Origin of the sequence: Martelella lutilitoris (genome assembly GCF_005924265.1) — a bacterium.
Lineage (GTDB): Bacteria > Pseudomonadota > Alphaproteobacteria > Rhizobiales > Rhizobiaceae > Martelella > Martelella lutilitoris.
In genome coordinates, this window is sequence record NZ_VCLB01000005.1 from 391,413 (window position 1) to 402,005 (window position 10,593).

Consider the following 10,593-nt stretch of genomic DNA (forward strand, 5'->3'; position numbering starts at 1 on the left):
ACCAATGACTTTCAGATTTTCCCGCAGGATGCTTCTTTCCACGGCCCTTGCTGCCGGTGTGATGACCGGCGCCCTTTCGACCGCCGCCAATGCGGCTGACAAGACGTTTGCACTTGTTCAGATCAACCAGCAGGCTCTGTTCTTCAACGATATCAATCGCGGTGCGGAAGAAAAGGCGGCCGAACTCGGTGTCGAGCTGCAGATCTACAACGCCAATAACGACCCGTCCATGCAGAACAACGCCGTCGAAACCTACATCCAGGAAGGCGTTGACGGCCTCGCCGTTGTCGCCATCGATGTCAACGGCATCATGCCCGCCGTCGAGCAGGCCGATGAGGCCGGCATTCCGGTCGTCGCCATCGATGCCATCCTGCCGGAAGGCCCGCAAAAGGCCCAGATCGGTGTCGACAATGCCAAGGCTGGTGGTGATATCGGCGCCTACTTCCTCGACTACGTCAACGCCAACATGGACGGCAAGGCCAAGGTCGGCATCGTCGGCGCTCTCAACTCCTACATCCAGAACGTCCGTCAGGACGGTTTCCAGGATGCCATTGAGGGTGTTGACGGTATCGAGATCGCGGGCGTCGTGGACGGACAGAACGTTCAGGATACCGCTTTGAGCGCGGCTGAAAACCTGATCACCGCCAACCCCGACCTGACCGCCATCTATGCCACCGGAGAGCCGGCTCTGATGGGTGCGATTGCTGCTGTCGAAAGCCAGGGCAAGCAGGACGATATCAAAATCTTCGGCTGGGACCTGACGGCACAGGCAATCAACGCCATTGATGACGGCTTCCTGATCGCCGTGATCCAGCAGGACCCGTCCCTGATGGGCGCTGCCGCCGTGGAAGCGCTCAACGACATCTCCAATGGCGACAGTGTCGAGGCATCGATCTCCGTTCCGGTCACGATCGTCGATGAAACCAATGTTGAACCGTACCGCGCTATCTTTAAATGACATCCGACCTTAGCCAGACCGGTGGCGAAGGCGGCGGAGGGGATGTTCCCCTCCGCTCGCCGGAAAAGCCCAAAAATGAGCCCGCCGTATCTCTTCGCGGCATAACCAAAACCTTCGGCTCGCATCAGGCGCTGCGTGGTGTCGATCTTGACCTCTATCCGGGCGAATGCCTTGGTCTGGTCGGCGACAATGCGGCAGGCAAGTCGACCCTGACCAAGATTATCTCGGGGACCTACATTCCCGATGGCGGCACCATCAAGGTCGGCGGCGAAAGCGTCGAGCTGACCGGCCCAGCGGATGCCCGCAACCGCAATATCGAAATGGTTTTTCAGGATTTAAGCCTGTGCGACCATATCGATGTTGTCGGTAATTTGTTCCTCGGTCGCGAATTGTCCAAAGGCATGTTCCTCGATCGCAGAAAAATGGCGGAAGAGGCCGGGCGCATGCTCGAGGCGCTGGAAATCCGTATTCCCCGCCTTTCCGCCAAGGTCGAAAAGCTTTCCGGCGGTCAGCGTCAGGCGATTGCCATTGCGCGCGCGGCCTCCTTTCAGCCGAAAGTGCTGATCATGGACGAGCCCACATCGGCGCTCGCCGTGGCAGAGGTCGAGGCCGTTCTTCATCTCATCAACCGGGTCAAGGCGAAGGGGGTGTCGGTCGTTCTGATTACCCACCGCCTGCAGGACCTCTTTCGCGTCTGCGACCGTATCGCCGTCATGTATGAAGGTACCAAGGTTGCCGAACGCATGATCGGCGACACCAGTCTCGAAGACCTCGTCAAGCTCATCGTCGGGGGAGAAACACATTGACCGCCTACACCGAACGCGCGAAGGGCTCGCCGCTCGCCGATTTTCTCGGCGAGAACGCCCAGGTTCTGTCCATCGCCTTCTTCTTCGTCGTCTGCGTCATCTTCTTCTCGGCTACGACCGATACATTTCTGACGGCGGGCAACCTTCTGAATGTGGTCCGGCAGGCCGCTCCCATCCTGATCGTCGCGATTGCGATGACCTATGTCATCGTCACCGGCGGTATCGATCTCTCGGTCGGCTCCGTCATTGCGGTTATCAACGCTGTTGTAGCGATGGTTATTGCTGCCGGGATGCCCTGGCCGCTTGCCATTGTCGCCATGCTGGCGCTCGGCGCGTTCATCGGTCTGTTTCAGGGCTGGTTCGTCGCCTATCAGGGGATTCCCGCCTTCATCGTCACGCTGGCCGGTCTTTCGATCTTCCGTGGCCTCGCGCTTTACCTCACCAAGGGCTATTCGATTCCGATCCGTGATGTGGATGGCTTTCTGTTCCTTGGCCGTGGCGAGCTCTTCGGCATTCCGTTCCCCGCCATTGTGGCCATCATTGTTGCCATCATCGGCTATATCATCATCTCGAAAACCCGCTATGGCCGCCAGGTTGTCGCCGTCGGCTCCAATCTGGAAGCCGCGCGCCGCGTCGGCATGCCCGCGAAATTCGTGCTGATGTCCGTCTATGTGCTTTCCGGTCTCGCCTGTGGTCTTGCCGGCCTCTTGATGGCTGCCCGCCTCGGTTCCGGTTCGTCCAATGCCGCTGTCGGTTTCGAGCTTCAGGCCATTGCCGCCGTCGTTCTGGGCGGCACGTCGCTGATGGGCGGTCGTGGCACTATTCTCGGCACAGTGCTTGGCACGATGACCATTGCTGTCATTGGCAACGGTCTCATCCTGCTGCACATCTCGCCCTTCTTCACCCAAATCGTGACGGGCGCGATCATCCTGATGGCGATCTGGCTCAATACCCGCATTTTCGGAACGAATTTCCGTTTCGGGCTTGGGAAGGGAGGCAAATAATGTCTGCAACCGAGCTTTCCGAGGCCCATACGGGCTCCGGCAAGGTCATGACCGTCAACGGCCCGGTCAGTGCTGGCGATATCGGCGTCACCCTGATGCACGAGCACGTGCTGAACGACTGCACATGCTGGTGGAACCCGCCGCAAACCGCCGACCGGCAATACCTTGCCGACAGCTTCATCTGCATGGAAATCCTGAGCGAGCTGCATCAGGACCCCTTCGTCAACAAGCATAACATCACGCTTGATGACGAGAGCCTGGCGATCAAGGAACTGTCTGCCCTGGTGAAGGCCGGCGGCAGGACGCTGGTCGAGCCGACCTGTCAGGGGATCGGCCGCAATCCGCTCGCCATGCAGCGGATTGCGAAGGCGACGGGGCTGAACATTGTGATCGGCGCCGGTTACTACCTTGAAAGCTCGCATCCCGAAAAGCTTGCCGCCATGTCGGAAGACGACATTGCCGACGAGATCGTCAGCGAGGCCGTCAACGGCGTCGATGGTACCGGTGTGAAAATCGGACTGATCGGCGAAATCGGCGTTTCGGCCGACTTTACGGCGGCCGAACGCAAGTCGCTGCGTGGCGCTGCACGGGCGCAGGCCCGCACCGGCCTCCCGCTGATGGTCCATCTTCCGGGATGGTTCCGTCTTGGCCACGACGTGCTCGACATCGCCGAAGCGGAGGGTGCGGACCTCAGACACACCGTGCTCTGCCACATGAACCCGTCGCATGACGATTTCACCTATCAGAGCGAACTCGCCGCTCGCGGCGCCTTCATCGAATACGACATGATCGGTTCGGATTTCTTCTATGCCGACCAGCAGGTCCAATGCCCGAGCGATGAAGAATGCGCCCGCGCCATCGTCAAGCTGGTCGAGGCCGGTTATGAGAGCCGTATACTGCTCTCACACGATGTGTTCCTGAAGATGATGCTGACCCATTATGGGGGGCATGGCTATGACTTCATCCTCAAACATTTCCTGCCGCGTCTTGCCCGCCACGGTCTTGATGAAAGTGTGCTGGCCCGGCTGATGAACAACAACCCGCGCTCCGTCTTTGACGGCGGCTTTTCTGCGCAATAAACAAAAACGGAATTGAAATGACGACAAAAGTACTTCTGGTCGGCGAAAGCTGGGTCACCTCCGAAACGCATTACAAGGGCTTTGACCAGTTCGGCAGCGTTCACTTTCATCTGGGCGCAACGCCACTGGTCAATGCCCTGAAAGGCAGCGAATTCGAGCTGACCTACATGACCGCGCATGAAGCCGCCGACGGCTTCCCGTTCGAAATGGAAGGGCTTGATGAATATGATGTCCTCATCCTGTCCGATATCGGCGCCAACACGCTCCTGCTGCCGCCGGCCGTCTGGCTGCAGTCGAAGACGGTTCCGAACCGTCTCAAGCTGATCAAGGCATGGGTTGAAAAAGGCGGCGGCCTTTTGATGTGCGGCGGCTACTTCTCCTTCCAGGGCATTGACGGCAAGGCCCGCTGGCGCCGCACGGCCGTTGAGGACGTGCTGCCGGTCACCTGCCTTCCGTGGGACGACCGACTGGAAATTCCCGAAGGCACGACGCCGGACATACTGATGGCGGACCATCCGACGATCTCCGGTATTTCGGGTGAATGGCCGGTCATGCTCGGCGTCAATGAAGTCGAACTGCGCGACCGTGAGGACATTGAGGTTGTTGCCCGCCTGCCGGAGGACCAGGGCGGTCACCCGCTGCTGGTCACAGGCAAGGCCGGCAAGGGCAGAAGCGCCGTCTGGACGTCCGATATCGGCCCGCACTGGCTGTCGCCGGCTTTCTGCGAATGGGATGGTTACGGCATGCTGTGGAAGAACATTCTCGGCTGGCTTGCCGCCAAGGACTAACGGAACAGGGACGGACTTGCCTTCCCAACCCGCCGGTGACCCCCTTAGCCGGCGAAAATAGCGGCAAGTTCGTCCCGGCTGGGAAAGGCGCGGCGCGTTCCGCGCCTTGCCACGGCCAGTGCCGAGGCCGCACTAGCATGGGAAATGGCGCGCGCGTCGAGCATGCCGCCTCGCAGGGCAGCAGACGCCAGCGCCGCGCCCATGAAGGTGTCGCCCGCACCGGTGGTGTCTATTGCTTTCGCCCTGACGGCGGGAACATGGATGAAGTCGCCGCCCTTCGTGCTCAGCATGGCGCCATCGGTGCCGGCTGTCAGCACGACCTGGCGAACGCCCTTGGCGTGGAGCACTTCGGCGGCCTTTTTGCCGGTGCTCCCTGCAAGGCTCAGGCTTTCGCTTTCGTTGAGGAAGGCAATGTCAATGAAGGGCCAGAGGCGCTCGAAATAAGGCCTCAGCGGCGACGGGTTGAAGGCCGTCACCATGCCGCGTTCGCGCCCGGCCTTGAGCAGAGCCTCGGTGATTTCGCCGCCGAGATTGCCCTGCATAACGAGAAAGTCGCCGGATGAGGCTTCGCTGAGTGCCGCAAGGGCAGCTTCGAGCGGTAGCGCCTCGGCGGCTTCGGTGGTTGTGACGATGGAATTTTCGCCATCCGGCGTGGTCAGCACCATCGAGAAATCGGTGGAGACTCCGGCAAGACTGGAAAGCCGCAGGTCAAGTGGCTCTTCGGCAAGCTGCTCATGGATGGTTGCGGAGCGAAAGTCGTCGCCTGTGGCTGAAACGAGTGTCGTCTCGAGCCCGCCGCGCGCCATCACAACGGCCTGGTTGGTGCCCTTGCCGCCGAGATCGCGGCTGGCGATCCGGCCCAGAATCGAGACGCCGGGTTCAGGTAGCCCGTCGACTGAAATTGTTTCATCAATGGCGGCATTGCCGATCACAAACGCACGCATTTTCAAGGCTTCCTGGAGAGTTTTATGCAGAAAATATCAAGTGGAACTTCAAGCGCCATACGGGAAATATTCCAGGCTGACAAGGTTTTGCTCGGAATGATCCATTGCCCGTCCTTCCCCGGTTCGCCGCGCTACAAGGACCAGTCGGTCGACAGCATCTACGACGCCTGTATGCGCGATGCCGACGCCCTGATCGGCGGCGGACTGGACGGTCTGGTGATTGAAAACCACGGCGACATCCCGTTTTCCAAGCCCGAGGATATCGGCCATGAAACGGCAGCCTTCATGTCGGTGGTGACCGACCGGATCAAGACGGCGACCGGTGTTCCGCTCGGCATCAACGTGCTGGCCAATGCGCCGATCCCGGCGCTTGCGATTGCTCTTGCCGGCGCCGCCAGCTTCATCCGCGTCAACCAGTGGGCCAATGCCTATGTCGCCAATGAGGGCTTCATGGAAGGCCGCGCCGGCGAGGCGCTGCGCTACCGCTCTCTGCTGCGCGCCGAGCACATCAAGGTTTTTGCCGACAGCCACGTCAAGCACGGTGCCCATGCGATAACCGCCGACCGCACCATTCCAGAACAGACCCGGGATCTCGCCTTCTTCGACGCCGATGTGATCATCGCCACCGGTCAGCGGACCGGCAATGCTGCAACTCTTGAGGAAATCGACGAGGTCCGTTCGGCGACCGATCTGCCGCTGATGGTCGGCTCGGGCGTCACCAGGGAAAACATCGGTGATATCCTCTCCCGCACCAATGGCGTCATCGTCGCCTCCTCCCTGAAGGTGGGGGGTGTGTGGTGGAACCCGGTCGATCCCGAACGGGTGAAGGCCTTCATGGATGCCGCGCGCCCTGCGCTTGGTCGCGACTGAGGAAAACGCAGACGATGGAAAAGCTTTCCGATTTCATCCTGCGGGAAAACAGGACGGTTTTCGACGAAATGGTCGGGCACCGTTTCGTCGAGGACATCAAGGCTGATACATTGCCGACAAGCGCATTCGAGCGTTATCTGGTTTTCGAAGGCGCCTTTGTCGAAACGGCGATCTCGATCTTTGCCTATGCGACGGCCAAGGCCGAGACCATGACCGACCGCCGCTGGCTGATCGGTGTGCTCGACGCGCTCGCCAACAGCCAGATCGCCTATTTCGAAAAGACCTTTGCCGCGCGCGGCATCGATGTGGCCGGCTTCGACGTCGATATCCCGGCTGTTGCCCGCTTCCGCGACGGCATGCTGGCGATTGCCCGCGATGGCGGTTTCATCGACACGATCGCCGCTATGTTCGCCGCCGAATGGATGTACTGGACCTGGTCGCAACAGGTCGAACAGAACCGGATTTCCGATCCGCTGCTTGCCGAATGGATCGGTCTGCATACTGACGAGACCTTTGCGGCACAGGCAATATGGCTCAAGGACCGACTTAACGTTGCCGGCGAGGCGCTAAGTGAGGCCGAAAGAGCGCATCTCAGTGCCGTCTTCGGCGAAGCGATGCGGCTTGAGATCGACTTTCATTCCGCAGTGTATGAAGAGGACAACGCGACATGATGCCCCGTCCTGAAATTAACGGGGAACGCCTTCTGGCGCGTCTCGATTTGTTCGCCGCGGTCGGCGCCACGCCTGGCGGCGGGGTTAACCGACAGGCTTTGACCGTTGGAGACCGTGAAGCCCGCTCGCTGCTGACAAGGCTTGCCAAGGCTCGAGGCTTTTCCGTCTTTCAGGACGACGCGGCCAATCTCTTCATTCGCATGGAGGGCCGGGACGGCAGTCTGCCGCCGCTTCTCATCGGTTCGCATCTCGACAGTCAGCCCTCGGGCGGCCGTTTCGACGGCGCGCTCGGCACACTGACCGCCTTTGAAGTGCTGGAAAGTCTGGCGGATGCCGCTTTCGAACCGGACCGACCGGTGGAGGTCGTTGCCTGGACCAATGAGGAAGGCTGCCGGTTCGCGCCCGGGTGCATGGGGTCGCGCGCCTTTGTTGAAGGAAAGGTACCGGCTGAATGGGAAGGGTTGCGCGCGACAGACGACGGCTCCCGCTTCAATGACGATCGCCTTGCCACCATTGAGGCGCTTGCGCCTGAAATCGGCCATCGCAGGCTCGGGTTTCCGGTCGCGGCTTATCTTGAACTCCATATCGAGCAGGGACCGTCTCTTGAAAGCGCGGAAATTCCTGTCGGCATTGTCACCGGCGTGCAGGGCACACGATGGCTGGAAGTCCTGTTCGAAGGGCAGACCGCGCATGCTGGCACGACGGCATTGCAATTCCGCCGCGACCCGCTGAAGGCACTGACGAGGGGCCTTGCAGCGCTTTACGAGACCGTGATGCCGGAAAAAGACGATGCCCGCTTCACGGTCGGCCGGATTGCGGTGACGCCCGGCAGCGTCAATGCCATTCCTGCCACTGCTTCCTGCACGATCGACCTTCGCCATCCCGATACTTTTGTTCTCGACCAGCTTGAAGAAGACATAAGGACACAACTGGCAGGGGCCGCTGAAACAGAAAGCGTGTCCTTCTTCATTCGTAAGACCGTCGATATGGCGCCCGTCACATTCTCCGAAGATGTGGTTGCAGCATTGCAGGCTGCCGCTCGGACGGCCGGTTTCAAGACCCGGTCGATGATCTCGGGGGCCTTTCACGACGCTCTGTTTCTTGCCGGCCATGCGCCATCGGCAATGATTTTCGTGCCATGCCGGGATGGCCTGAGCCACAACGAGGCAGAATACGTCAAACCGGAAGACAGCGTGGCAGGTGCCCGCATGTTTCTGGCGTCGGTCCTTGAATTGCTCAGCTAGGTGTTCAGTGCCTTCCATGGCCACTATCCGATTTTAATTGTTTTCTTCTAGTGGTTCGAAAGTCATGAGTTTTCCACCAAACAACGGCACGTAACGAAACAGGTCACGTCCGCTTTCATGGTCCCTGCCAGAATTTCTCGCTCTTGCAGAAAAAGTCCGCTTCCCGCCCTTTGTAGACCTTTGCACGTTGCGCAACGCACGGCCGCTTTCAGGACAAGGTCGAGAGAAGGTAAAAGGCCGAAATGAGGGCGCATAGGCGACTGACGTCGCCATGGAGACCTGTCCGCTTTCGGGCACGCGAAGTGGGCGATCTCTACGTCCGAAATGGGGCGCCTTACCGACCGGCAGGAACGGGGCCGTAAGCGGAATGGCGGGTTTGGAATCAAGTCGCGAGCTAAGCAGCCATTCACGCTTCATGGGCTTGAAGCCGCTTCCGCCCAGGACCGGTCATTCGAGCAGGTCGCCTCGAACGACCGGTATGAAGATGTGCCTATTTCACCGCCGAATTTCCGCCGTCCGCGAATAGCGCGGAACCTGTCACGAAGCTCGATGCTGGCCCCGCCAAAAACAATGCGGCCTGCGCGATTTCTTCCGGCTGGGCTATTCGCTTCATCGCGTGAAGACCTGCTGCCCATTCCTTCTGCGATTGATCGCCCGCCATCCCAGTGTCTGTGCCGCCCGGAAGAAGGGCGTTGGCCCGTATGTTTTTTGCGCCATAATCAGCGGCAATGCCTTTGACCAGGCCCATCAGTCCTGCTTTTGCGGCGGAGTAGGCACTCATCCCTGGCAAACCGACGCTCGTGCCGACAAAGCTGGAGGTAAAAACAATAGAGCCTCCTCCACGTTCGAGCATTGCTGGTATCTGATAACGGCTGGCAAAAAATGCGCCGTTCAGGTTTGTGGCGATCGTTTGCATCCAGTCTTCGGCTTCTAGTTCAGCGACCGGTTTCACGGCACCCACGGTCCCGGCATTGTTGAAGGCGATATCAAGACCTCCAAAAACCTGCATGGCTTCGGCGACCAGTTGTTCGTGAGTTTCAGCCGAGCTCACGTCGCCAGCAACCAAATGCGCGCGTCCGCCTGTCTCTTGGATACGCTTCGCGACGTCCTCCAAAGCCGCTTTCCGCCGCGCGTTCAAAACTACGCACGCGCCCTCAGCTGCAAAAAGCAACGCGGCCGAACGGCCGATACCGGATGATGCGCCGGAGATAATTGCAACTTTATCCTGTAGTATTCCCATACGTGTTCTCCTTAAATTGGAGACTGACGGATATGAGATACTCAACTGCTTCGACACCCGATTCCTGCGGTCAGATTCTGAAAGCCGCCTTTCATCTGCGTCGCCGCAACCTTGACGTCCGACGCCTCCCAACACATGGCAGATTTCGGAATACTCAACCGGCTGATTGATCGTCCGAAATGGGGGCGCAAAGCAGTCTAAATCGTACGTTCCTGGTGTTACGGATCCCAATTCTGGAGACGTCTTGTGTGCCGCAGATTGTGTAACAGAAAGTGCTACGTTTCATCGAGAAGATTGAAATTACTATTTAAAATCAATGTTTACCGGTCTGTCGGTGTGCTCTCCACGCGCACCACAAAGTGGCTGTTCGATGTATCCTGACGCGCGGTTTTGCAATTTTGACAGCTGGTTTTGCAGCAACCGGTTTTTACGCAATCCGAATAGCACACAAAATCAGATGGCGAGGCCCACAAGATCAACTGATCCGATTGGGCGGCCTTGATGTCAGTCCTGGGATAGGACTGACGTTTAAATTCGGCTATCTGTTCATTTCACCCAATGAACACGAGGCTGAGCGTCTTGTCAGCGATCCCTGAAAATCTCGTACTTTTGCACAGCGGCGAGGAAGAGTTGCGTGCCAAGTCTATCGCGATCATCGAAGCAAGCGCGGAAATGTCGCTTCATGTCTCTATGATCGAGACCTGCATGGATATGCTGCAGCACATCCGAACAAACACCCCGAACATGAACGAGGATCAGGTGATTGTGGCACTTATCGGTGCCAGCATTTTCAACTCCATGGCTTCTGCTTTCAAACTACTACTCGGCGGTTACTATCAGTCGTCGGGCTTGCAGATCCGCTACGTACTAGGCGGTGTGGACGGATTGCCGCAGTTTGAAGAAATGGGATTCCCCGGCTGAGCGTTGTCTGATTCATGGGATGTCGACTGATTGGAGGTCGACATGAGCACGAAGATGACAGAGGACGA

11 protein-coding genes are annotated in these 10,593 nt (G+C 59.0%); 9 read left to right on the forward strand and 2 right to left on the reverse strand.

The annotated features are described in order from the left end of the window. Positions 1-4 precede the first annotated feature (4 nt). Genes FF124_RS11055 through FF124_RS11075 form a run of 5 tightly spaced genes read left to right on the forward strand, consistent with a single transcriptional unit; the run spans position 5 to position 4,635 of the window. Positions 5-958, forward strand: a complete 954-nt coding sequence (locus FF124_RS11055) for an ABC transporter substrate-binding protein (RefSeq protein ID WP_138748533.1) — start codon at positions 5-7, stop codon at positions 956-958. Further along, entirely contained in the window at positions 955-1,764 is an 810-nt protein-coding gene (locus FF124_RS11060; RefSeq protein WP_138748534.1) for an ATP-binding cassette domain-containing protein, read from the forward strand. The genes FF124_RS11055 and FF124_RS11060 overlap by 4 nt, the downstream gene beginning before the upstream one ends. After that, on the forward strand, positions 1,761-2,768 hold the full coding sequence (locus FF124_RS11065) for an ABC transporter permease (RefSeq protein WP_138748535.1): 1,008 nt from the start codon (positions 1,761-1,763) through the stop codon (positions 2,766-2,768). Before FF124_RS11060 ends, FF124_RS11065 begins: the two co-directional genes overlap by 4 nt. Continuing rightward, positions 2,768-3,847 (forward strand): phosphotriesterase family protein, encoded by a 1,080-nt coding sequence (locus tag FF124_RS11070; protein WP_138748536.1) that lies wholly within the window; start codon positions 2,768-2,770, stop codon positions 3,845-3,847. The genes FF124_RS11065 and FF124_RS11070 overlap by 1 nt, the downstream gene beginning before the upstream one ends. 17 nt (positions 3,848-3,864) lie before the next feature. Further along, complete coding sequence (locus FF124_RS11075; protein WP_138748537.1) at positions 3,865-4,635, forward strand: glutamine amidotransferase; 771 nt, start codon at positions 3,865-3,867, stop codon at positions 4,633-4,635. A 44-nt stretch (positions 4,636-4,679) separates the two neighbouring features. On the opposite strand, the gene FF124_RS11080 is transcribed toward FF124_RS11075, so the two are convergent. Then, positions 4,680-5,579, reverse strand: coding sequence for a PfkB family carbohydrate kinase (locus tag FF124_RS11080; RefSeq protein ID WP_138748538.1), 900 nt, complete (start codon positions 5,577-5,579; stop codon positions 4,680-4,682). Between the two features lie 24 nt (positions 5,580-5,603). On the opposite strand from FF124_RS11080, the gene FF124_RS11085 reads away from it, so the two are divergent. From FF124_RS11085 to FF124_RS11095, 3 genes are read left to right on the forward strand one after another with little or no spacing between them, the layout of a single operon-like run. Continuing rightward, positions 5,604-6,449, forward strand: a complete 846-nt coding sequence (locus FF124_RS11085; RefSeq protein ID WP_138748539.1) for a BtpA/SgcQ family protein — start codon at positions 5,604-5,606, stop codon at positions 6,447-6,449. 14 nt (positions 6,450-6,463) lie between these two features. Then, positions 6,464-7,120, forward strand: a complete 657-nt coding sequence (locus FF124_RS11090; RefSeq protein ID WP_138748540.1) for a TenA family protein — start codon at positions 6,464-6,466, stop codon at positions 7,118-7,120. Continuing rightward, entirely contained in the window at positions 7,117-8,364 is a 1,248-nt protein-coding gene (locus FF124_RS11095) for a Zn-dependent hydrolase (RefSeq protein ID WP_138748541.1), read from the forward strand. The genes FF124_RS11090 and FF124_RS11095 overlap by 4 nt, the downstream gene beginning before the upstream one ends. Before the next feature lie 490 nt (positions 8,365-8,854). On the opposite strand, the gene FF124_RS11100 is transcribed toward FF124_RS11095, so the two are convergent. Continuing rightward, positions 8,855-9,604: an SDR family oxidoreductase gene (locus FF124_RS11100; protein ID WP_138748542.1), complete on the reverse strand. Its 750-nt coding sequence runs from the start codon at positions 9,602-9,604 to the stop codon at positions 8,855-8,857. Positions 9,605-10,183: 579 nt separating this feature from the next. Between FF124_RS11100 and FF124_RS11105 the strand changes: the two genes are divergently transcribed. Continuing rightward, a complete protein-coding gene (locus FF124_RS11105; RefSeq protein WP_138748543.1) occupies positions 10,184-10,525 on the forward strand; it encodes a hypothetical protein in 342 nt (113 codons plus the stop codon). Positions 10,526-10,593 lie beyond the last annotated feature (68 nt).

Bases quoted from the DNA above. Each gene is read 5' to 3' on its own strand.
- FF124_RS11075 (WP_138748537.1), top strand. From the start codon at position 3,865: ATGACGACAAAAGTACTTCTGGTCGGCGAAAGCTGGGTCACCTCCGAA.
- FF124_RS11080 (WP_138748538.1), bottom strand. From the start codon at position 5,579: ATGCGTGCGTTTGTGATCGGCAATGCCGCCATTGATGAAACAATTTCA.
- FF124_RS11090 (WP_138748540.1), top strand. From the start codon at position 6,464: ATGGAAAAGCTTTCCGATTTCATCCTGCGGGAAAACAGGACGGTTTTC.
- FF124_RS11100 (WP_138748542.1), bottom strand. From the start codon at position 9,604: ATGGGAATACTACAGGATAAAGTTGCAATTATCTCCGGCGCATCATCC.
- FF124_RS11085 (WP_138748539.1), top strand. From the start codon at position 5,604: ATGCAGAAAATATCAAGTGGAACTTCAAGCGCCATACGGGAAATATTC.
- FF124_RS11055 (WP_138748533.1), top strand. From the start codon at position 5: ATGACTTTCAGATTTTCCCGCAGGATGCTTCTTTCCACGGCCCTTGCT.
- FF124_RS11095 (WP_138748541.1), top strand. From the start codon at position 7,117: ATGATGCCCCGTCCTGAAATTAACGGGGAACGCCTTCTGGCGCGTCTC.
- FF124_RS11070 (WP_138748536.1), top strand. From the start codon at position 2,768: ATGTCTGCAACCGAGCTTTCCGAGGCCCATACGGGCTCCGGCAAGGTC.
- FF124_RS11060 (WP_138748534.1), top strand. From the start codon at position 955: ATGACATCCGACCTTAGCCAGACCGGTGGCGAAGGCGGCGGAGGGGAT.